The organism is Streptococcus oralis (assembly GCF_023109195.1).
Taxonomy (GTDB): domain Bacteria; phylum Bacillota; class Bacilli; order Lactobacillales; family Streptococcaceae; genus Streptococcus; species Streptococcus oralis_BV.
In genome coordinates this window covers 30,472-53,620 of sequence record NZ_JALDUB010000007.1, presented here as the reverse complement: position 1 = coordinate 53,620, position 23,149 = coordinate 30,472, and the positions used below count along the sequence as shown (strand labels likewise).

Genomic DNA, 23,149 nt, shown 5'->3' with positions numbered 1-23,149 from the left:
ACCATAGTCCGTACGGGATTCGAACCCGTGTTACCGCCGTGAAAAGGCGGTGTCTTAACCCCTTGACCAACGGACCTGAGCTTTTCAACTCTTTCTATTATACCTACTTTTTTACCTTTGTCAAGGACTTTTTTCCCTCTTTACCGAAATTCTGAAAAGATAAGGGAAAGAGCCAGTTAAACTGACTCCTTCTATTTAACTTGCCAATTAGTCGCACGTTCCTCTCCCCACCAGTAAGGGATCAATTCGGCAACCTTAATTGTTTTTCTTGTTTCGTAGTTCATCATGAACTCTGCTTCTTTATTTTCAGCATTCAATTCTAAGAGAAATTCTCTGCAAGCGCCACAGGGCATACCTGATTCTTCGCCGTAGGGAGGTTTATCTCGAAAGGCGAGGATTTTCTTAACTTTGGTCTGTCCTGAAAATTGATACATATTGAAGAGAGCCGCTCGTTCTGCACAGAGATGAAAAACGCCACAAGTGCCCTCCATACAAAATCCTGTGAAGATCTGACCATCTTCTGCTTCTACTGCAGCAACAACATGGTTAGCATAAACAAAGTCAGAAACTTCATGAGGATTGTATAAGGCTCGTGCTTCTTTATACATCTTTTCCCATGTATCCATCGGAAGTCCTTTTATTTAGAAATCTCTTTCAGCATGTTTTCAATATGCTGGATTGACTTTTCACGTCCGAGTAAGAAAATGGTGTCTGGTAATTCTGGTCCATGCATTTCACCTGAAACGGCAATACGAATCGGCATGAAGAGGTTTTTCCCTTTAATACCCGTTTCTTTTTGAACTGCTTTGATTTGTGGGAAGATGTTTTCTGTCACAAATTCTTCATCTGTCATTGCTTCTAGTTTCGCTTTGAAGGCTTCTAGAACAACAGGAACGGTTTCTCCTGCCATGACCTCGCGCTCAGCATCTGTCAGCTCTGGGAAATCTGCAAAGAAAAGATCTGTCAGTGGGACGATTTCGTCCACTGACTTCATTTGTGGTTTGTAGAGTTCCACCATTTTTTCAGACTTGTCAGTCAAACGCCCTGCTTCTTCTAAGTAAGGTTTAGCCATTTCAAAGATAGTAGCTAGATCAGCTCTCTTGATGTAGTCGTTGCTCATCCAGTCTAGTTTCTTCTGGTCGAAGGCTGCTGGAGACTTGCTGAGGCGGTTTTCGTCAAAGAGTTTAATCAATTCCTCACGTGAGAAAATTTCATCTTCACCACCTGGGTTCCAACCAAGAAGGGCAATAAAGTTAAAGACTGCTTCTGGAAGATAGCCTTTTTTACGGTAGTCTTCGATAAACTGAAGGGTGTTAGTGTCCCGTTTAGACAATTTTTTACCCGTTTCAGAGTTGATGATCAAAGTCATGTGACCGAACTCTGGCGCTTCCCAACCAAGCGCTTCATAGACCATGAGCTGTTTTGGGGTGTTGGCAATGTGGTCATCACCGCGGATAACGTGAGAAATCTGCATATCGTGGTCATCAATAACAACAGCAAAGTTGTAAGTTGGGTAGCCATCTTTCTTTTGGATAACCCAGTCACCACCGATGTTGCCACCTTCAAACTCGATATCACCTTTGACCATGTCATGCCATTTGTAGATACCAGACTCATTAACAGCCAAACGGACAGTTGGGATGATACCAGCTGCTTCACGTTCTGCGATGTAAGCTACTTTTTTTTCTTCGCTTATGCCAAGATATTCATTGATGTAACGTGGTGTTTCACCTGCTGCTTCTTGACGTTCGCGCTCAGCCGCCAACTCTTCTTCTGTGACGTAAGATTTGTAGGCTTTTCCTTCAGCTAGCAATTGGTCGATGTATTTTTGATAGAGTTCCAAACGCTCAGACTGGCGGTAGTTTGCATGAGTTTCTGGGCTCTCATCCCAATCCATACCCAACCAGCGAAGATTTTCAAGCTGTGAACGTTCTCCATCCTCAACATGGCGTTTACGGTCAGTATCTTCGATACGAATGATAAAAGTTCCACCATGATGGCGTGCGTAAAGGTAGTTAAACAATGCTGTACGGGCATTTCCGATGTGTAGTAGTCCTGTTGGACTTGGTGCGTAGCGTACGCGGATATCTTTTGACATAGTTTCTCCTATAAAGTCTCTAGGCGTCTGCCTTTTTGCTTTCTATATTATATCACAAGTCTCGCCTGAGTCCAATGTCTACGAATAAAGAGAGTAAAAAGAGTGGGCAAGCCACTCTTTTCTTCTATTATAGACGTGCGTTAAGCTCTTTGCTCAATTCTTCAAACCCTGGTTTTCCAAGAAGGGCAAACATGTTGCGTTTGTAGGCTTCAACACCTGGTTGGTCAAATGGGTTGATGGCATTCAAGTAACCTGAAAGGGCAATTGCCAATTCGAAGAAGTAGATAGTGTAACCAAGAGTGAAAGCGTCTTGCTCTGGAAGAGTCACGTACATGTTTGGCACATCACCGTCAGTGTGGGCAAGAAGAACACCGTCAGTTGCTTTTTTGTTTACAAAGTCAACGTCTTTTCCTTGAAGGTAACCAAGTCCATCAAGGTCTTCTTCCAAAGTAGGGATAATCACGTTCTTACGTGGTTTGTCAACACGGACAACTGTTTCAAACATGATACGAGTTCCTTCTTGGATAAATTGACCCAATGAGTGCAAGTCAGTTGAGAAGTTTGCTGAAGTTGGGTAGATACCTTTTTGGTCTTTCCCTTCTGTTCAAGCACCCCTTGTGGATGCATTTGCTGGAAATTCCCTTGCACTGACTGGCTAGTTTGATTGACTTGCCAATCAACCACTGCGTCATCTATTTTTTCTAATTTAGACCCAGAAGCCTGGACTTTTTGTCCAGGCTCTGAATCAATTTTTTAGACTTTTATTTTTCTAAATTGCTTGATTTGAAATTTTATTATGGTTAAGCAGTTTCAAAAATCTGAATGGTAGAATCTTTATCAATTACTACTGCTTGGTCTGCTGCGACATGGAGTGTACCAGGAAGACTCCCCTCTTTTGAACCATCAAAAGAAATCGTGATATGGCCCAGTCCAGTTAAATTTTTTTCTACTACATTTCCCACAGAACTAATTGAATATTCCTGATTATCTACCACCAGCTTGCCGCCTTCTAGTATTGAACCTAGCAGATTTTTGTTATCAATCTTAAAACAATACTCTGCTAAATCTTCCGGCGCTTCTTCTCCAAATAAAATGAGCATATTGGCATCTTGAATCATATTCTGAGCTTCAGGTCCCACTTGAATTACTTTAGCTTCAAAAATTTTCTTCATCTAATTCCTATTTATCCTTTCTCTAATTTGTCTTAAACTTATGCTTATAGATAAGTTTAACATAATAGTTGCTTTGTTTACGTGCATCTATCAAAGGTCTATTGATAAAGACCAATACTAGCTATCCAAGCTACTAGCACCCGCGGAACACCATTGAGAAAGCGTGAATAAAGCACAGAAGGGACACCAACCTCAACTGTTTCAGACTTGGCTTCAGATAGACCGAGTGCTACAGGAATGAAATCACAACCGTTTTGAGTGTTGATAGCAAATATAGCTGGCAGAGCCATTTGGGGCGGAATATTCCCTTTTCCGATTTCGACTCCAATTAAGGTTCCGATAATCTGACTGATAACAGCTCCGGGGCCTAACAAAGGAGATAGGAATGGCAAGGAACAGATAAAGCCAATCAAAATGAGTCCCCAGATGTTCCCCGCTAGGGGAACCATTAATTTTGCCAGCCAATTTCCAACACCTGAACCTTGAATAACCCCAATCAGCAAGGAAACAAAGGCCATGAAAGGAATGATTGTGTTGAGCATTGTTTGGATGGCTTCACGAGCTGCCTGGTTGAAAGTCGCAACGACCTTCCCAGCGCCCATCCCAATTCGTGCTACAATACTTGTTTCAGCTTTTTGCTCTGTAATTTTTTTACTAGTATCGTAAGTTGGCTTTTCAGTTACCACAGTTGTCGCTTTTTCGTCTTCATTAGCAGCAGAAATTTGATTAAGGCCAACTGCTGACACATAGATTTCCTCGGTTATATATTGAGCTAGAGGCCCACTTTTCCCTGTAGCAACAATATTTATTGTAGGGATTCCCTTTTTAGGATAAATACCACAGCGAAGAGTACCGCCACAATCCACGATTGCTAAAGCAATTTCCTCATCTGGGATAGAAGTTTTAAACCCATTAACAGCTTCCATACCGGTCAAATCAGCAATTTTATCTACAATATCTGGCTTTTCTCCGCCGCCAGTAATATAGATGAATTTATGCTTAGCTTCACTAGGTGTAATGACCAAAGGTCCTCCGAAACCGCCATTTCCTTTAACAACTTTTATACTCTTATATGACATAATTTCACTCTTTCTATAAATCAAATGTTTTACTCAAGGTAACACCTTGCTGTTTTGCTACATAAGCAGTTGTAAAATCGGTTACCCAACCACCTACAAAGTTCATGACAAGCCCAACAAGCATGTAACGAATGGCTAAGTCCATTTGACTTAAACCTAAAGTTTGAATTCCTGTCGCAATTCCCATCCATACAAATAATTCCCCAGGATTGATATGTGGAAATACACCATTTGAAGTATGGCAAAACTGCATCTGAGCTGCTACAAAACTAGGTTTATAATATTCTGGTAAGAAACGTCCCATACTGATTGCCATCGGATTTCCCAGCATAAAAGCTGAAATGAAAGGTAAAATCATATACCGGCTAACAGGATTTTTGGCAGAAATCTTAGCCAAGGAATTGACCTTCTCTTCTCCCAAGAAAGCGATAAGGGTATTCATTGCAATCAATAGCATCAAGACAAGAGGTACAATATTTGTCATCCAGCTAATAAAGGTTTCTCCACCTAATTGGAAGAGTTTCATAAAACTCTCTGCAAATTCTGTAATGTGATTCATAAGGAACTCCTTTTCTTATTTTTTTTAAATAACTGTTTAATAGATAATTGTAAGTAATTCGTATAAAAGCCGAATCCCAGAAAAGAATCAGAAGAACTTGTCTCTTTCTCAATACCTGCCTCATGCCAAAGATAGACTTTTCTAGCATCTTCTATGACTGATTGCATCAACTTATTTTCTTTTCTCACAAGAGGATTATACTTGTCAAAATAATGGATGTCTTCTCCGACATAATCATCCATATTTTGAAAACGCGCTAAGATTGTTACTCCTTGCATTTTGCTAGCTTTAAGAACCCGACCGTTTTCATCAACCGCGAACATGACAATCGTACCGGATTTTATTCTTCCGGACTTCCTGCCAATCGCTACGCGCCCCAGTTTTCGGAGCATCGTATAGGTCTTATTGAAGTCTTTGAGTTGCTGCCAGCCGAGGAACATTTGAAATATATAAGCTGCCATGACAAACACAGCGAAAATTATTAGCGAATTCATTAAAATACTCCTTTGCTCTTAGAAAATGATAGAAACTCTGTCTCTGTTTCTACAGCCCTCAATGCTTCTTTTAGAGAAGGCTCTCCTGCAATTCGAAAAATATCGTCATACAATTCCAGCAATTCACTTTCCATTTTTCTTTCAATTTCTGAGGGTATGGCGACTAGAAAGATAAATTCAATCCATTCATCTCCTTTTTGATAAGGCTCTTCTAGTTTTCCGAACATTAAAATAGTCTTTGCATAACCCTGGTTAATTGTATGGGGGAAGGCAATTCCTCCACCAAAAATGGTTGATTGCTTTTTCTCCCTATCAATTATCCGATTTCTAAAACCTTCATCAATCATCTGAAGTTTCTCTAACTCTGCAACCATATTTAGCAAGTATTGCTGATAGGTTTTTTGGGGGCTCAACCGAAGAAAACGTAAGCTGACTGTTTCTAGATTTTTTTGATGAAAAGCATTGGCCCTCTGCCATTCTTCCTGCAGCCATTGATCATCAAAAAGATGATTAACTTGAATGACTGGAGATTTAGAATCTTTATATTTTAGAGGAACTGTCGTAAAAATCGCGAAATAGTCCTGATTCAAATCCACATTAAAATCCTCTTCAGAATACTGAGTAATGTCTACATCATTTCCAAGGACTCGTCTGAGTTGCTGAATAATCATCGTAGCAGTTCCTCTTCCTGTTGTGCAAACTACAGCTATCTGCTTGCGAGAACCCTTTACAGCAGAATTTTGCTTTCTTAAAATCATTTCAAAATACAAAGCCAGATATCCGATTTCAGATAATTCCAATTCAGAACCAAAAATTGCAGATAGTTCTTCTCCAGCTATTTTTGCCATTTCAAAAGCAAAAGGATATTGAGTTTGAACCTCGCCATGAAATATATCATTAGCTTGCACATGGAAAATCAGTCGATTGATTAAGGGGCCTAGATGAGATTTGATTTCTTCAAATAATTCTTCATCATCAAAGTGAACCAACATTGTTTCTTTGACTTTCTTGACAATCCCTTGAAAAATCTTTGCAAGCTGTTCAGATTGATAAGATGTCTTGCTTAAAGTGTCAATAAAACGGACATTAAACGGAAAACACAAAAAGTCTATCTCAAACTGACTGAGGGAAATCTTATAAGTCATTTCAATATGATAGATTAATTTCTCAGCTAAAGGTGTCTCTGTTAAATCATTCCTATAGTAAGGAATAGGACAATTCAACACTCTAGATGTATGAATACGCTCCACCATAATTGAAATGGTCTTTCGAAGGAGTTCCTGTGTTTCTTTAGGGATTTTATAGTCCTGGACTAGCGTCTCCAGAAAAGAAGATGTTGCCTCAGTGAGTGTCCTTCCTTCAAAGTAAGGAGCCACTTGGTGAATATAGAGCAAGCGCAAATTCAGCTCGCTCCCCAAGACCTCCAGCCCACGGTTGGGCTTTCCTGAAATAGTGATAGAGTAACTCTCTGCCAAAGATTTTACTTGTTTTAAATCCTTATTAAGGGTACTTCTACTAACACCTACTTCCTCAGCCAAGTCGTCAATAAGAAGAGGGGAGGTTGACTCAATTAAACGTTTTAGCAAATAGGCAATTCTTTTACTGGAAGAATTGAAGTCACTCTCCTGTTTTAAACTACCAGATAAAATCCTTTCCAACTCTGTATAGTCATACACTTCTAACATTAACTGATCATCTTGTGCGATAATCTGGATATTAGGAGCCAAAACATCATTTAATTGTTGGATACTCTTTTGCAAGGTTTGCAAGCTAATATCCAGTTCTGAGCGCATATCTACCAAGGAATAAGTTGGCTGCGAGACCATTTTATCTAAAATATTATACCACCGATTTACTAAGGTCAACTCTCTTCCCTACCTTCATTGTTTTAACCGCGAGTTTTACCTCCGGCAATATTTGTAGTGACACCTGTTATATAGCTAGAACGGTCTGAAATATAGAACGCTACAAGATCAGCTACTTCCCGTAGTTTCCCACTCCGTCCCAATGGAGTCGTTGAAGTTGAAGCATAACCAGCTCGAATATCTTCTACCGTCTTTCCACGGGTATAAGCAAGAGCTTCCTCGTAAGAAAGAGTTCGAAGACCCGTAGCTTCCATAATTCCTGGAGCAATTCCAACCACACGTACACCATGCTTACCCAGCTCTTTCGCCCATGAACGAGTGTAACTATAGACTGCTGCTTTTGTTGCAGCATAGGCACTTTGTCCTTCAGAACCTTCCAAGCCTGCTTCTGAAGCCATGTTCACAATTACACCTTTTCCATTTTTCACTAAAATACGTCCTACTGCCTGACTAACCAAATACAAACCTTTTTGATTAATCATTGTTACTTTTTCAAACGTTTCATCGTCTAACTCGTAAGGACCTTTAGGATTTTCTGCATCAATTAATAATCTGGGAACATTAATCCCTGCATTATTGACTACCGCATCAATATTGCCAAATCTTTCAACTATTTTGGCAACACCCTCTTCTACTTCAGAGCGAGAAGTTACATCAACTTTTACAAATAATAGATTCGGGTGACGCAAATCGTTGTCGCTAAGATCAAAATTCGCTACATTGACTCCTAATTCCAGCAATTCTTCAACGATTGCCTTACCGATCCCAGATGACGCGCCAGTCACAAGAACTGTTTTGCCTTTTATGTTTAACCAATCATTCATTTTGATACCTCTCAAATTTTATTTACAAGGCAATTATACAGCGCTTTCATAAAAGAATTAAGACACTCTTTTTTACACTTTTAAAAAAAATAATAAACTAATTAAGAGGCTTGTACTAAAAATCCACAAGAAATGAACTTGTGGATCTTTTTATATTCTAAATGAACTCAAAGCATATGAGAATCAAAGGCGTGCATTCAACTCAGCACCCAGCTCTTCAAAGCCTGGTTTCCCAAGAAGAGCAAACATGTTTTTCTTATAAGCTTCAACTCCAGGCTGGTCAAATGGATTGATACCATTCAGGTAGCCAGAAAGAGCAATAGCCAACTCAAAGAAGTAAATAGTGTAGCCCAAAGTGAACTCATCTTGCTCAGGCAGTGTCACAAACATATTTGGAACTCCACCATCAGTGTGTGCTAACAGCACTCCATCTGTAGCTTTTTTATTGACAAAGTCAACATCTTTTCCTTGCAAGTAGCCAAGACCGTCCAAGTCTTCTGCCAATTCAGGAATCAGCACATTTTTGCGAGGTTTATCTACACGGATAACTGTTTCAAAGAGGATACGGGTACCTTCCTGGATAAATTGTCCCAGAGAGTGCAAGTCTGTTGAGAAGTTAGCTGAAGTTGGATAAATCCCTTTTTGGTCTTTCCCTTCTGACTCACCAGCCAGTTGCTTCCACCACTCAGAGAAGTATTGCAGAGATGGTTCATAGTTAGCTAGAACTTCTGTCAGATAACCTTTACGGTACAAGATATTGCGTACAACTGCATATTGATATGCTTCATTTTCAGCCAACTTATCAGAAGCATAAGCCTTGCGAGCAGCATTTGCTCCTTCCATTAACTTGCTGATATCAGCTCCTGCAGCTGCGATTGGCAAGAGCCCCACTGCTGTCAATACTGTAAAACGACCACCTACACTATCAGGCACTACAAAAGTATCCCAGCCATTAGCATCTGCTTCAACCTTAACTGCACCTTTAGCGCGGTCTGTAGTTGCGTAGATACGTTGGTTAGCTTCTTCTTGACCGTACTTCTTAACCAAGAGTTCTTTGAAGACACGGAAAGCAATAGCCGGTTCAGTTGTTGTACCTGATTTAGAAATCACGTTTACTGAGAAATCTTTGTCTGATACATAGTCTACCAAATCAGCCAAATAGCTTGAAGAGATAGAGTTTCCAGCATAGAGGATCTGAGGTGCCTTGCGTTCTTCCTTTCTTTGCAAGTTTACAAATGAATTATTCAAGAAATCAATAGCTGCACGAGCTCCTAAATAGGAACCACCAATACCGATTACGATCAATACCTCACTATCAGATTGGATTTTAGCAGCAGCCTTTTGAATACGAGCAAATTCATCTTTGTCATATTCTTCAGGTAAGTTCAACCAGCCAGTCATTTCTGCCCCAGGACCTGTACCATTTCTCAGAGCAGAATCTGCTGCAGTCACTTGAGGCTGCATATAATCTAGTTCATGTGGTGCAACAAATTTATCTAATACTTTTGAATAATCAAATTTAATATGTGACATAATATTCCTCCAAAATTTCTTCTCTTCTATCATAACCCTTACCTTAGATTTTTTCAAGTTTTTATACTGAATTTTTCCAAATTTTATCATAATTTAAACATTTGCGTAAAAAATGTTACAATATTAAAATTTGAACGAAATAAGACAAAAAAACGACTAGGTTTCCAGTCGTTACAATTCATTCAATAAATACTCAAATAATTCTAAGTTGCCATCCTCTTTATTGACCAAAAATTCTGGATGCCACTGCAAACCAATGATACGATGCTCGTCGATAGACTCAATCGCTTCGATGGTCTGGTCTCGAGGATCCACCGCTGTCACACGGAAATTAGGCGCCAGATCTTTAATACTTTGACGATGGACTGAGTTGACCTGACTTTCTTTGCCAAACAACTTAGCCACCACGCTTCCTTCCACTGTCTCAATAGAATGAGATGTTCCAAAAGGCAAGCCTTGCCAGTGACCCTCAATTTCTTGGTGGAGGGTGCCGCCAAAAGCAACATTGACCAGCTGAACCCCACGACAGATTGCCATAATTGGCTTATTCTGATGGAGTGCTTCTCTTAAGAGTGCCAATTCAAATTCATCACGAGCAAGGTTGTAATCATCGCTCTCGATGGTTTTTTTCTCTCCATAAAACTGAGGATGGACATTTTGCCCACCTGTCAAGATCAGTTTGTCAATCATTTCCACATAATCGCGAACAACGGACTCATCACCAACAGGAATCACTAAAGGGAGACCGCCGACCTGACGAATGCTCTCTGCAAATTTACAGGATACAGATGAGTGGATGTTTTTCCCTTCTGCATCTACAGGACATAGATTCGCAGCAACTCCTACAACCGTTCTAGCCATGATGTGTCTCCTTTCGATTTTCTTGCGACAGTCTTATCTTATCACTCCAACCCTTTCCTGTCTAATATGTTTTTTTAAAGACCGTGATAAGTATTTTTTATGGATAAGAAAAAGCTGCCCAACGAGGACAACTTCTTTTTTATTCGAAGACAAATTGATTGTGATACAGTTCTGAGTAGAAGCCACCAAGCTTGAGCAACTCGTGATGATTTCCACGTTCAATGACCTCCCCATCTTTGAGGACAATAATCTGATCGGCATTGAGGATGGTCTTGAGACGATGGGCAATGACAAAACTGGTTCGACCTGCTACAACTGCCTCCATGGCATGTTGAATCTTGCTTTCTGTTACGGTATCCACATTGGAAGTCGCTTCATCTAAGATTAGGACTTGGGGATCTGTCATCAAGGTCCGGGCGATGGAAATCAATTGTTTCTGACCAGTTGAGAAGATGTTTTGCTCATCATCAATAAGGGTATCATACTTGTCAGGCAAGCTTTCAATGTAGTCATGAATATGAGTTGCCTTGGCAGCTGCTTCGACCATTTCCTGACTGGCATCTGGCACACCAAAGCGGATATTGTCCCGGATCGTTCCACTAAACAAGACCGAATCCTGCAAGACAATACCGACCTTACTCCGCAGGCTGTCCAAGTCGTAGTCACGAATGTCTTTGCCATCAAAGCAAATGCTGCCTGCATCCACATCGTAGAAACGATTGATGAGGTTCATGATGGTCGTTTTCCCTGAGCCAGTCGGACCGACAACTGCTATCATCTGCCCCTTAGGAGCTGAAATGCTAACATCTTTTAAAATCGGCTTGTCTGGCACATAAGAGAAATCAATGTGACTGATTTCAACGCCTTCTCGCAATTCCGTAAAGGCAGGGGCATTTTGCGGACGAATCTCTTCTTCTGCATCGAACATTTCTTGGATACGATCCGCCCCAGTAAAGGCCAACTGGAGGCTCCCCCAACTCGCAGCCACCTGGATAATCGGCTGGTAGTACTGCTGAGAAAATTGGGTAAACATGACAATCAAACCTAGGGCTGTTGTTGTTTCGATACTTGGATCGTTCAGCAGGACCGCAGAACCAGCAAAAATGACGATGGCCGTATTGACCAAGCTCATCCCATTCATAACTGGAAAGAGGATACCTGAGAACATTCTCCCTTTAAAAGTTGCCTTGCGCACGCGCTCATTTTGCTCCACAAAGCCTGCTACGATATCATCTTGAATTCCTTGTACGATAACAGCTTTCTGTCCAGAAATACTCTCGTCCATGTAGGCGTTTAGTTTCCCAACCTCTTTTTGCTGGAGATTAGTGTACTTGCGGGCCATTTTCACGATGAAGACCAACATGAGAAAGGCCACTGGAGTACTGGCTACTGTTATCAGGGCTAGCGTCACATTTCTTGAAAACATGACAAAAATCAAACCGATGTAAAGAGCAATATTGCTCATGACCTGAACTAGGCTTTCATTGAAGGCTTGAAGGATGTTATCCAAGTCACTCGTAAAGCGAGAGAGGATGTCACCATCCTGATGGCGGTCAAAGAAAGAAACCGTTAAACGAGAAAGTTTGCCAAAGAGGCCCTTACGCATCTCATTTGTTGACTCAGCAATCACACGGGTCATCAAGGTCATGTAAATCAAACTGGATACCACTAAGGCGAGGACAACCAGAGCTAGATTCAGCATCAGAGCTGATAAACTCTGCCAGGCTAGTTCGGAAGTTCCATTTTGATAAGCCAGAACTAGGTTAGCGAGTTCCGTCACTGCTTGACCTGAAAAAACTGGAAAGAGGGCTTGGGCAATCGTCGCAACTGCAACCATCAGAACCACAATGACAAAGGAGAACTTGTAAACTTTAAAATAATTCCAGAAAAATCGAACAGTTTTCATTTTATTCCTCCTTTCCCTTTTGTGTTTCGTAGATTTCGCGGTAGACGGCATTGTTAGCTACCAAGTCTGCATGCCTTCCTTCTCCAATCAAGCGTCCTTGGTCCAAGACCAAAATCTTGTCCGCATGGACGACTGAACTGATCTTTTGAGCGATGATAATGGTTGTTGTCCCTTTCAGGTCTTTGTTTAAAGCTTCCTGCACGAGTCTCTCTGACTTGGCATCCAAGGCCGAAGTCGAATCGTCAAAAATCAGGATACGGGGATTGCTGACAATCCCACGGGCAATGGACATCCGTTGTTTTTGTCCACCAGAAAAATTGGTGCCTCGTTCTTCGACCTGACTCTCAAATTTGTTTTCCATGCGTCCGATAAATTCGCTGGCTTGGGCAATCCGTGCTGCACGTTCCATTTCTGACACGCTGGCATTGCCTTTCCCTTGACGAAGATTATCTGCAATGGTCCCGCTAAAGAGAATAGCACGTTGCAAGACGATGGAAACTGTTTTACGCAAGGTTCCCTCGCTGACGTCTCGAATATCCTTGCCACCAATCTTGATAGATCCCTCCTGTGGATCAAAAAGTCGTGGAATTAACTGAGCTAGAGTGGACTTCCCTGCTCCAGTCGCCCCAACCACACCGACCATCTGACCAGGCGCAATTTCAAAGGTTACATTCTTCAGCATAGGCTCATCATCATTGGGATAGGTGAAGGTTACATTTTCAAAAGAGAGACTTCCTTCTAACTCTTCATCTGGGAGATCTTTAAAGGTCATCGCTGGCTCGGTATCTAGAATTTCGCGGATACGACGCAAGGAAATCATGGCACGACTGACAGAATTCCCTAAAAATCCAACCATGATGATGGTAAAGATAATCTGGCTGAGATAGTTGATAAAGGAAGCAATCGAGCCCACTACAGACGGATCTGACTGAGCCATTCCAGCCACCAACCAGATAGAGAGGAAGACCGCTCCATAGCCGACTAGCATCATAACGGGTTCTATAACTGAGAAGGCATAACCGATATAAAGATTTTGGCCGAGAAGTTCATCAGAAACATCGGTAAATTTGTCAAATTGTGCTTTTTCTTGTACAAAGGATTTGACCACGCGCACACCACGTAAATTTTCTTTGGCGATAGCATTAATCCGTTCAAGAAGGGTTTGAAACTTAGCAAATCGTGGCCCCATCATCCCCATCATGATAGCAGTTAGTGCAAAGATCAAGAGCACCATGAGAACAATCACCCACCAAAGTGATGGAAGAGTGTGAACCGCCAAAATAAAGGAACCGATAAAGAGAAGAGGGAGACGGAAAAGAATTTGAAAAGCCATCATCACCACGTTCTGAATTTGGTTGATATCATTGGTCATACGGACGACAAGGTTACCCGCATTGAATTGCTCGATATTAGCATAAGAAAAAGTCTGGATCTTGCGAAAAGCGTCTTCACGAAGGTCCGAAGACACTCCTTGGGCAATATAGGCTGCAAGTGTCACATTGACCCCTCCTGCCACCAGACCGACTAGGGCTACTCCTATCAGCCATGCACCAATACTATAAATAGCCTCATGTTGACCAGCCAACAATGCCTCTAACACCTCTTGCAAATAGCGCGGTTGCAAGAGCGAGCTCGCAACCATCAAGCCTGTCATCATCAGAGATGCCAAGGCCTGCCATTTATAGGTTTTTATTTTTTTAATGAGCATAATTCCTCCTAATAAAATAGATAAAGGGAGCGACATCCTGCGTCAGCTCCTTCTCATTCGTTCATATTGATGTTATTCTAGCAAAAAAGAGAACTCTTGTCAAAAAAGTCTACTTATTATAAAATAATACGCTTTCACCCACAGCAGATGCATGAAAAGGCTTTTTATGGTAAAATGAAAGGAAGAACTCTTACAAGGAGGAAAAGATGAAGAAACAAACCATCGCTGTCTTGGGTCCTGGTTCTTGGGGAACTGCCCTTTCGCAGGTCCTAAACGACAATGGACACGAAGTTCGCATTTGGGGAAATGTCCCTGAACAAATCGATGAAATTAATAACCAGCATACAAACAAACGCTATTTCAAAGATATCCTACTCGACGAAAAAATCAAAGCCTATCATGATTTAGAAGAAACACTAAAGGATGTGGATGCTGTTTTATTTGTGGTCCCAACAAAAGTAACAAGACTGGTTGCCCAACAAGTAGCAAAGGTGCTCGATCACAAGGTTGTCATCATGCATGCCTCCAAAGGCTTGGAACCAGATAGCCACAAACGCCTCTCAACCATTCTTGAAGAGGAAATTCCAGCTGACCTCCGTAGTGAAGTCGTTGTTGTTTCAGGACCTAGCCATGCTGAGGAAACGATTGTACGGGATATTACCTTGATCACTGCAGCCTCTAAAGATCTTGAAACTGCTCAGTACGTCCAAAATCTCTTTAGCAATCACTACTTCCGTCTCTATACTAATACGGATGTTATCGGAGTTGAAACCGCTGGTGCTCTCAAAAACATCATTGCAGTTGGTGCTGGGGCACTACATGGTCTAGGGTTTGGCGACAATGCCAAGGCGGCTATCATTGCCCGTGGCTTAGCTGAAATCACCCGTCTAGGGGTCGCTCTTGGAGCTAATCCTCTGACTTATAGCGGCCTTTCTGGAGTTGGAGATTTGATTGTAACGGGGACATCTGTCCACTCTCGTAACTGGAGGGCCGGTGATGCTCTCGGTCGTGGAGAATCCCTCGCAGACATCGAAGCAAACATGGGTATGGTCATCGAAGGCATTTCAACAACTCGAGCAGCTTACGAGCTGGCTCAGGAATTGGATGTCTACATGCCAATCACACAGGCTATTTACCGAGTTATCTACGAAGGTGTCAATATCAAAGAAGCAATCACTGACATCATGAGCAATGAATTTAAAGCAGAAAACGAATGGTCATAGACCTTTATAGAAAGGAACATCATGAAACAAAAAGTCAGAAAAGCAGTCATCCCAGCCGCTGGATTGGGAACTCGCTTCCTCCCAGCAACTAAGGCCTTGGCCAAGGAAATGTTGCCAATCGTAGACAAGCCCACTATCCAGTTTATCGTTGAAGAAGCTCTCAAATCTGGTATCGAAGATATCTTGGTTGTTACAGGTAAGTCAAAACGTTCTATCGAGGACCACTTCGATTCAAACTTCGAATTGGAATACAACCTCAAAGAAAAAGGGAAAACAGATCTTCTGAAGCTAGTTGATGAAACAACTGGCATGCGCCTGCATTTTATCCGTCAAACACATCCACGTGGTCTCGGAGATGCTGTCTTGCAAGCCAAAGCTTTCGTTGGAAATGAACCTTTTGTCGTTATGCTTGGTGATGACTTGATGGATATCACCAACGAAAAGGCTGTTCCACTTACCAAACAACTCATGGATGACTACGAGCGTACACACGCGTCCACTATCGCTGTTATGCTAGTCCCTCATGACGAAGTATCTGCTTATGGGGTTATTGCTCCGCAAGGAGAAGGGAAAGACGGTCTTTACAGCGTTGAAACCTTCGTTGAAAAACCTGCGCCAGAGGATGCTCCTAGCGACCTTGCTATCATCGGACGCTACCTCCTCACACCTGAAATTTTCCAAATCCTTGAAAACCAAGCTCCAGGTGCAGGAAATGAAATTCAGCTGACAGATGCAATCGATACCCTCAATAAAACACAACGTGTATTTGCTCGTGAGTTCAAAGGGGCTCGTTACGATGTCGGAGACAAGTTTGGCTTTATGAAAACTTCCATCGACTACGCTCTCAAACACCCACAAGTCAAAGACGACTTGAAAGACTACCTCATCCAACTCGGAAAAGAGTTAGCTGAGGGGGAATAGAAGAAAAACAAAGCTCTTAAATAAGGGCTTTGTTTTTTTGTTGAAGCTTGCAATAAAAAAGCCATCTTTGCAGATGACTTATTAGCAATCGAATCGGTGCTCGCTTTTAACTATTCCATCCCTACACATAGCTCATTCCCTTATAGCATAGGAAAATAGCTAGTGCGATAAAAAGTACAGTTGCTCCGATTCGCTGGCTAGTACTGTACATCCTTCTCTCCCATTTGACTGGGAAGATGACTGCTAGAAAGGCACCGCCTACTGCCCCACCAATATGCCCAGCTAGGCTGATTCCTGGAATTAGAACACTTCCAATGATATTTATCACGAAAAGTGTCAGATAGGATTGCCCCAACTGCTGGATATAGGGGTTGCGAGTTGCGTAACGCAAGACGATAATCGCAGCAAATAGCCCGTATAGGGAAGTGGATGCCCCAGCAGCGACAACTTTCGGTGTGAAAGCAAAAACAAAGAGATTGCCCATCATTCCAGATAATAGATAGAGAAAGAAGAACTGCTTAGAACCGAAAATCTCCTCCACCTGTCGTCCAAGAAAGTAGAGCGAAATCATATTGACAATGAAATGCTCCCATCCGATATGCACAAATATAGCCGAAAAAAGGCGCCAAATCTGCTCAGGGAACAGGCGAATGATCGGTCCATACATGGCTCCAAACTGAAGCAAGATATCTGCTCGTTCAAAATTTAAACCTGTAAGAACCAACATCAAGAGAAAGACCAATGCGGTTACTAGGAGGAAGAAACTAGTCACAGGATAACATTTATCAAAGATTTCCTTCATAGATTAGCACCTCCTGGACGGGAATATCATGGTCTTCCAAGTTAAACTCCTGAATTTGACAAGGATAAACCGTACTCAAAGTATGACCAGTAAAATGTTCTAGATAGCGGTCGTAGTATCCTCCACCATATCCGATTCGATAGCCTTCTGTCGTAAAAGCTAGCCCTGGAACATGAATCAAATCAATCTGAGACGGTTCCACCACTTCCAAGTCTCCTTGCGGTTCCAGTAAACCAAAGGAAGTTTTTACCAACTGCTGCGGATCGTAGACCACAAAGTCCATGCGCCCCTTGGGATAGGTTTTGGGTATCAGAACCTTTTTGTCGTCCTTCAGCGCCTGCTCAATCAGTTCTTGCGTTTGAAATTCATGCGGAAAGGAGAGATAGGTTGCGATGGTCTTGGCTTTTTGGTAAAAAGGGTGTTGTAAGAAATGCTCAGTTAAAGCTCGATCCATAGCCTGTTTTTGCTCCTGAGATAAAGCCTTCATTTCTTGCAAAATTTTCTTGCGTAGTTCAGCTTTCATAGACAATTCCTCTACTCTGCTGCCTTCTTTTTCAAGAAACTAGAGACCGCATCTACCCCAATGGCTAAGGCTTCTTCCTTAGGACTCATCTGAGGGTGATGAAGGGCGTAGGGACTATCGATACCTAGCCAGAACATAACGCCATCTACCTTCGAAAGGAGATAACCAAAGTCCTCACCAGTCATAGCTGGCTCAATATCAATCAACTCGATTCCGTCTTTCTCTTCAAAAAAGTCCATCAGTTCACGCGCCAAGGCTGGATTGTTCTCAACAGGTAGGTAGCCTCCTTGCTTGAGTTCTACTTCGACTTCCATATCAAAGGCTGCTGCAACCCCTTCTGCGACTGTCTTGACTCTTTTTTGTACCAAGAGGCTCATGTCCTGAGTCAAGGCGCGAATAGTTCCATGTAAAAATGCTGTGTCTGTAATGACATTGTTGGTTGTTCCAGCTTGGAAAAGGCCAAAGGTCACCACCGCTCCCTCGATTGGATTGACATTGCGGCTAACAACTGACTGTACTTGGGTCACAAAGTAACTAGCCGCCACCAAGGCGTCATTGGCTTCATGCGGAAAAGCTGCGTGTCCTCCTTTTCCTTTGAAACGAACCTTCACCTCACAAGTCCCTGCAAAGAGAGTATGTGTATTGGTCGCAATCTGTCCAACCTTCAGATCCGGACGAACATGGAGGCCATAAAACTGGTCTGGCAACCAATCTCCAAAAGCACCATCCTCATACATGAGCATCCCACCAGCTTCATTTTCTTCAGCAGGCTGAAATAGGAAGAGCAAATTATTCTTGGGTTGTTCCTCCAGGGCGCGCTCGAGACAGCCTAAGGCAATGGTCATATGAAAATCATGGCCACAGGCATGCATGCGACCTTGGTGTTGAGAAGAAAAAGGTAGACCTGTTTGTTCGACGATAGGCAGGCCATCAATGTCTGTTCGCCAACCAATGGTTCGTTCCGGCTGACTTCCCTGCAAATAAACCAGAATACCTGTCCGCCAAGTACGAATTTGAACAAAATCCTTGCCCGTAGTCAATTTTTCAATCACATCCAGCAAATAGGCCTGAGTCTTAAACTCCTCCAAGCCAATCTCTGGAATCTGGTGTAAATCTCGTCTAGTCTGAATCAAATCTAACATCTATAGATCCTCCTTTTGATAGAAGAAAGAGGCTGGAAAAAGGGTTCCGCCTCTTTTTTACTTTTGCAATTACAAGGTACGAAGTGCATCCTCAAGCGCTGTTTTTTGTTGGGTTTGGGCATCGATCTCTTTAATGATACGAGCTGGAACACCTGCCACTACCACGTTTTCTGGGACATCTTGGGTAACGATAGCTCCTGCTGCGACAACTGAACCACTACCGATTTGAACTCCTTCGATAACCACTGCATTGGCACCGATAAGAACATTGTCTCCAACACGGACTGGTTCAGCACTAGCTGGCTCAATCACACCTGCCAAAACTGCACCTGCACCAACGTGACTGTTTTTCCCAACGATAGCACGGCCACCAAGGATAGCACCCATGTCAATCATGGTTCCAGCACCGATTTCAGCACCGATATTGATAACAGCTCCCATCATGATAACAGCATTGTCACCAATTTCCACCTGGTCACGGATAATCGCACCTGGCTCGATACGAGCATTGATAGCACGTTTGTCTAGCAAAGGAACTGCAGAATTACGAGCATCTTGCTCGACAACATAATCTTGATTTTCTACTAAACCTTCAAGAAGCGGAGCAACATCCTTCCAGTCTCCGAATAAAACATTTCCTAGTTTGACAACAGAGCTTGGTACAGCCGTTGCAAGTTCTCCCTCAAAAGTTACTTTGACACTGGTTTTCTTTTCCGCATTGGCGATAAATTGGATAATTTCTTGAGCGTTCATTTTTGTGGCAGTCATAGGCGCCTCCTGGTTCATTATAATGATACCTATTCTACCAAAAAAGACTTCAAATTTGAAGCCTCAACTATCAAAATAGTCGTCTTTACTTCCCTTCTTTGGCTTCTTCGATAGACAAGAAGACCATAGGGACGATGATCAAAATCATGGCCAAAACTAGAGATCCATCTAGGACAAGACCGAGAAAGAGGACGCTCAATAGCGCTGAAGAGAGCGGTTCGCTGGCACTCACCACCGATACAACCAGCGGGGAAACGAGTGACACAGCCTTCATAGATAGAAAGAAAGCAAAAGCAGTTCCAAACACGGCAATCGTCAGACAAATCAGCACACTTACCAGATCCACTTGAAAACTTATCTGATAAATAGGGTAAAGGAAATTACTAAAGAGCCCTGCCAGAATCATCCCCCAACCAACAGTCGGAACAAATCCGTAGCACCGTGCAAAACGCTGAGGAAGGATAACATTAAACATGACCCCTACTGCACTGAGCAAACCTGTTACTAGAGCCAAAGGTGTCATGGATAACTGGGACAAATCCCCTTTTGTAGCCATCAAAAAAACACCTAGCATGGCAATCAAAACATAGAACACAGCTGTAATTGAAGCCTTCTTCTGGTAAATGATTCGATTGTAAAACAGGATAAAAACAGGGCTGATAAATTGCAAAATGGTCGCCGTCGTCGCATTGGAATACTCAACGCAGAGATAAAAGAAAAATTGCACAGAAAAAATACCTAGAATAGCATAGGCTAAAAAAGGTAGATAATTTTTCTTATCACGCCAGATGTCCAACAAGCGGCTACGCAACTGAAAAGCAGATAAACCTAAAACCAAACTCCCTGCCACTAATAAACGCATAGAAGTAATCCATCCAGAAGACACTGGATAATGAGTGAAAAAATACTCTCCTAAAATCCCACAAATCCCCCAGATTAGGCCTGAGAGTAGCGAGTATACTGTCCCCTTAACAATCTTTTTCTGATAATGATTCATATTATTATTGTAACACGAAACCAACAAAGAAAAAAGTAGCAACAAGGAGAAATTACTAACCTTGCCACTACTCTTTCTTAACGATTAAATAAACGTGAACGTCCTGAAGAACCACTTTGAGTATTGCCACTCGAACTTGAACTTCCAGAGCTACTGCTTGAACTTGAGCTTGGAGGAGTCACTGCTGGAATGCTTCCTAGAATATTCTTCCATGCGTTCAGATAATCTGCATCGCTTCCTCCAATAGCAAAGCGATAGGTGGTCACTGGGGCACCTTCTTTAGTCGCCCAGTAGCTCGTTACTGTTGATCCAGAAACTTCTATTTCTTTCCCATTGATAGAAACCTTGCCTGGTTTTTGTCCTGTAGATCGGAGAACTTGTGACTTGGTCACACTTGGATCCAGGTTAAAGCGCTCATTCCCCCATATTCCAGGTTCAGCTTGTTGGATAGCATTGACCAAGTGGGCCATATAGTTGGCATTGCGGTAGTGGCCTGCTCCTTTGGCTAGTGGTCGGTTGTCGTCGTGACCTAACCAGCCACCCAAAGTCAAGCGAGGTGTAGAAAGCATGAGCCACATATTTTCATCTTCATTGGTCGTACCAGTTTTTCCAATCCAGTCAGCACGAGCTAGGGATGGATTGATAGTCGTCAAGTCCGTCTGGAAACTTGAAGTAATCCGAGATGAAATGACATCCCGAAGGAGACTTTGCATGATGGTTGCTGTCGCTTTTGAATAAACTTGGACAGGCTCATCCTTGTGCTCGTATACCAATCTGCCATCCGTTGACTCGATCTTCGCGATCATATGTTTCTTATGGTAAACTCCATTGTTGGCCAGAGTTTGATACCCGTTGGTATGCTGAGCAACTGTAACCTCAATTCCTCCACCCATCGGTAAACTTTCAATGCCATATTCTGGGATTTCATAACCCATTTTTTCCATATAGCCCTTGACATCGACACCCTTCTCTCGAAGCGTACGATAAGTCCAGTAGGCTGGAATGTTCCATGAATAGTTCAGGGCTTCTCCCAAGGTCATCATACCTGTACCAGGACTATTGACATACATGATGGGATTCCCGTTTGAGAAGTTGGTAGGATAGTTTGATAAGATACTTGCACTCCCCATCAAACCTTGGTCAATAGCGATACCATAGGCCAATATAGGTTTTGTGGTTGAAGCTGGAGAACGCTTGGTATCGATAGCGTGATTGTTCTGATTTTCTTGATAATTACGACCACCAACAAATCCAAGAATAGCTCCTGTTTGGTTGTCCATGAGGACATTCCCCACCTCAGGCTGACCTGTCGAATCATCTAGCAGATAGCCGTAGGTCGCAACCGCATTTTGCATCGCAGCATGAACATTTTTATTGATAGTTGTCGTAATCTTATATCCACCATTTTCAATTTCCTTAGTGGCTAGATCGCGATAGGATTTCTGAATGGACTCATTCTTTAATTCTTGCGCAGAAACATTATCTCGTTGGACGAGGTAGTCGTACATGCGGTCAGTAGCTTCTGCCAAGGTTGCATAGTAGAGATAGTCACGCGAAGTACCGCTAACACTACCTGATGGTAGGAAATCTTTCTTAAAGTCATAATCTTTGTACTTATCGTAGTCTTCCTGACTTAGAGCCCCTGTTCGGTACATGTTGTAGAGGACATCCTTGGCACGCTTGATTCCCAAAGCCATGTCCTCATCACTCTTCATACTACCATCAGATTCATAAGGAGAATAACTGATTGGACTCTGTGGCAATCCTGCGATAAAGGCAGCTTGAGGGACCGTTAAATCCGAAGCATTGACCCCAAAGATTCCTTCCGCAGCCTGCTGGGCACCTGCAATATTTTGACCTTTATGATTGCGACCAAAAGGAGCTATGTTAAGGTAGGTTGTCAAAATCTCATCCTTACCCATGGCCCTTTCTAAAGCAAGAGCATCAATAATCTCTTTAGCCTTACGAGCTAGAGTTGGAGCATCCCCCACCACTTGCTGCTTGATGACCTGCTGGGTCAAGGTCGAACCACCACTAGACGAGCCTAGACCGACAAAGGTTCCCAAGGTCGCACGAATAACGGCCTTAGGCACAACTCCCTTGTGCTCATTGAAATGCTCGTCCTCTGTCGCAACAATGGCTTTCTTAAGGTTGTCTGAGATAGCATCTGAAGCGACTGAAGTGCGCAATAAATCGCCCTCGATCGAGGCAATGGTACTACCGTCAGAATAAGTGATTTCTGAGATGGAGGCAATATCCTTCACTTGCTTGACCAACTCTTCTGCTTGAGGCACCTGGGCCTTGTCAAATAGAGCGACTCCATAACCCATAGCCACACCAGCGCCAAACAGTCCACCGATAAAGCCTAAGATAAAGAGAGTATTAAAGACTATTTTAAACCCACTTAAAATCTTAGCAAAAATAGACCCTGCCCTTCCAACTTTGTCAGAAGAGGTCCCCTTTTTACCGGTTTTCTTATTAGCCAGTTTTTCTGCTAGTCTTTTCTTCCATTTTGCAATTCGTTGCATTAGCTGCTGGAAAAAATGCAGCATTTTTGTTTTTAATTCATTAATTCTTTCTTTCATGAATGTCCTCGCTTTCTCTATTATACCATAAAAGGGAAACTTTCAATAAAATAGCCACTTTCTTCCCTATTCTACTAGGCTATTAATCA

Annotated in this window: 20 protein-coding genes, 1 tRNA gene and 1 pseudogene; 2 read left to right on the top strand and 20 right to left on the bottom strand. The window is 42.4% G+C overall.

The window, feature by feature from the left end; translation table 11 throughout:
- Positions 1 to 4 precede the first annotated feature (4 nt).
- From M1F65_RS09895 to M1F65_RS09830, 14 genes and pseudogenes are all read right to left on the bottom strand, one after another.
- A tRNA-Glu gene (locus M1F65_RS09895) sits at positions 5 to 76 on the bottom strand.
- Between the two features lie 115 nt (positions 77 to 191).
- Entirely contained in the window at positions 192 to 626 is a 435-nt protein-coding gene (locus tag M1F65_RS09890; protein WP_042901973.1) for a cytidine deaminase family protein, read from the bottom strand.
- An 11-nt stretch (positions 627 to 637) separates the two neighbouring features.
- Complete coding sequence (gene gltX, locus M1F65_RS09885) at positions 638 to 2,098, bottom strand: glutamate--tRNA ligase (RefSeq protein ID WP_247925913.1); 1,461 nt, start codon at positions 2,096 to 2,098, stop codon at positions 638 to 640.
- Between the two features lie 127 nt (positions 2,099 to 2,225).
- Positions 2,226 to 2,702: pseudogene (gene pgi / locus M1F65_RS09880) on the bottom strand (glucose-6-phosphate isomerase); the annotation flags it as partial.
- Positions 2,703 to 2,898: 196 nt separating this feature from the next.
- The gene (locus M1F65_RS09875) at positions 2,899 to 3,270 is read right to left on the bottom strand and encodes a PTS glucitol/sorbitol transporter subunit IIA (protein WP_049484834.1); all 372 of its coding nucleotides are present in this window, start codon (positions 3,268 to 3,270) and stop codon (positions 2,899 to 2,901) included.
- Between the two features lie 98 nt (positions 3,271 to 3,368).
- Positions 3,369 to 4,349 (bottom strand): PTS glucitol/sorbitol transporter subunit IIB, encoded by a 981-nt coding sequence (srlE, locus tag M1F65_RS09870; protein ID WP_009660130.1) that lies wholly within the window; start codon positions 4,347 to 4,349, stop codon positions 3,369 to 3,371.
- A 13-nt stretch (positions 4,350 to 4,362) separates the two neighbouring features.
- Complete coding sequence (srlA, locus tag M1F65_RS09865) at positions 4,363 to 4,908, bottom strand: PTS glucitol/sorbitol transporter subunit IIC (protein WP_049484835.1); 546 nt, start codon at positions 4,906 to 4,908, stop codon at positions 4,363 to 4,365.
- Positions 4,905 to 5,402, bottom strand: coding sequence for a transcriptional regulator GutM (locus M1F65_RS09860; protein ID WP_002902102.1), 498 nt, complete (start codon positions 5,400 to 5,402; stop codon positions 4,905 to 4,907). Before M1F65_RS09860 ends, srlA begins: the two co-directional genes overlap by 4 nt.
- Positions 5,402 to 7,228, bottom strand: a complete 1,827-nt coding sequence (locus M1F65_RS09855) for a BglG family transcription antiterminator (RefSeq protein WP_002902101.1) — start codon at positions 7,226 to 7,228, stop codon at positions 5,402 to 5,404. The genes M1F65_RS09860 and M1F65_RS09855 overlap by 1 nt, the downstream gene beginning before the upstream one ends.
- A gap of 62 nt (positions 7,229 to 7,290) precedes the next feature.
- Positions 7,291 to 8,091 (bottom strand): SDR family oxidoreductase, encoded by an 801-nt coding sequence (locus tag M1F65_RS09850; protein WP_038804195.1) that lies wholly within the window; start codon positions 8,089 to 8,091, stop codon positions 7,291 to 7,293.
- Positions 8,092 to 8,274: 183 nt separating this feature from the next.
- The gene (locus M1F65_RS09845) at positions 8,275 to 9,624 is read right to left on the bottom strand and encodes a glucose-6-phosphate isomerase (RefSeq protein ID WP_000018239.1); all 1,350 of its coding nucleotides are present in this window, start codon (positions 9,622 to 9,624) and stop codon (positions 8,275 to 8,277) included.
- 171 nt (positions 9,625 to 9,795) lie between these two features.
- On the bottom strand, positions 9,796 to 10,485 hold the full coding sequence (locus M1F65_RS09840; protein WP_049484836.1) for a gamma-glutamyl-gamma-aminobutyrate hydrolase family protein: 690 nt from the start codon (positions 10,483 to 10,485) through the stop codon (positions 9,796 to 9,798).
- A gap of 139 nt (positions 10,486 to 10,624) precedes the next feature.
- Positions 10,625 to 12,391: an ABC transporter ATP-binding protein gene (locus tag M1F65_RS09835; protein WP_049484837.1), complete on the bottom strand. Its 1,767-nt coding sequence runs from the start codon at positions 12,389 to 12,391 to the stop codon at positions 10,625 to 10,627.
- Position 12,392: 1 nt separating this feature from the next.
- Positions 12,393 to 14,099, bottom strand: a complete 1,707-nt coding sequence (locus M1F65_RS09830) for an ABC transporter ATP-binding protein (RefSeq protein WP_070657016.1) — start codon at positions 14,097 to 14,099, stop codon at positions 12,393 to 12,395.
- Positions 14,100 to 14,305: 206 nt separating this feature from the next.
- Between M1F65_RS09830 and M1F65_RS09825 the strand changes: the two genes are divergently transcribed.
- Positions 14,306 to 15,322, top strand: a complete 1,017-nt coding sequence (locus M1F65_RS09825; RefSeq protein ID WP_049484839.1) for an NAD(P)H-dependent glycerol-3-phosphate dehydrogenase — start codon at positions 14,306 to 14,308, stop codon at positions 15,320 to 15,322.
- 21 nt (positions 15,323 to 15,343) lie between these two features.
- Positions 15,344 to 16,243 (top strand): UTP--glucose-1-phosphate uridylyltransferase GalU, encoded by a 900-nt coding sequence (gene galU, locus M1F65_RS09820; protein WP_217971036.1) that lies wholly within the window; start codon positions 15,344 to 15,346, stop codon positions 16,241 to 16,243.
- A gap of 121 nt (positions 16,244 to 16,364) precedes the next feature.
- Here the strand turns inward: galU and M1F65_RS09815 are convergent, their stop codons facing one another.
- The 6 genes from M1F65_RS09815 to pbp1b all read right to left on the bottom strand — a co-directional run bounded on the left by M1F65_RS09815 (position 16,365) and on the right by pbp1b (position 23,060).
- Positions 16,365 to 17,045 (bottom strand): rhomboid family intramembrane serine protease, encoded by a 681-nt coding sequence (locus tag M1F65_RS09815; protein WP_247925912.1) that lies wholly within the window; start codon positions 17,043 to 17,045, stop codon positions 16,365 to 16,367.
- A complete protein-coding gene (locus tag M1F65_RS09810) occupies positions 17,029 to 17,568 on the bottom strand; it encodes a 5-formyltetrahydrofolate cyclo-ligase (protein WP_070567182.1) in 540 nt (179 codons plus the stop codon). The genes M1F65_RS09815 and M1F65_RS09810 overlap by 17 nt, the downstream gene beginning before the upstream one ends.
- An 11-nt stretch (positions 17,569 to 17,579) precedes the next feature.
- Positions 17,580 to 18,710, bottom strand: a complete 1,131-nt coding sequence (locus M1F65_RS09805; protein WP_247925911.1) for an N-acetyldiaminopimelate deacetylase — start codon at positions 18,708 to 18,710, stop codon at positions 17,580 to 17,582.
- 69 nt (positions 18,711 to 18,779) lie between these two features.
- Positions 18,780 to 19,478 (bottom strand): 2,3,4,5-tetrahydropyridine-2,6-dicarboxylate N-acetyltransferase, encoded by a 699-nt coding sequence (gene dapD / locus M1F65_RS09800; RefSeq protein ID WP_000127447.1) that lies wholly within the window; start codon positions 19,476 to 19,478, stop codon positions 18,780 to 18,782.
- 85 nt (positions 19,479 to 19,563) lie between these two features.
- Positions 19,564 to 20,475 (bottom strand): DMT family transporter, encoded by a 912-nt coding sequence (locus M1F65_RS09795; protein WP_065371934.1) that lies wholly within the window; start codon positions 20,473 to 20,475, stop codon positions 19,564 to 19,566.
- 77 nt (positions 20,476 to 20,552) lie between these two features.
- Positions 20,553 to 23,060: a penicillin-binding protein PBP1B gene (gene pbp1b, locus M1F65_RS09790; protein ID WP_084944790.1), complete on the bottom strand. Its 2,508-nt coding sequence runs from the start codon at positions 23,058 to 23,060 to the stop codon at positions 20,553 to 20,555.
- Between the last annotated feature and the right edge of the window lie 89 nt (positions 23,061 to 23,149).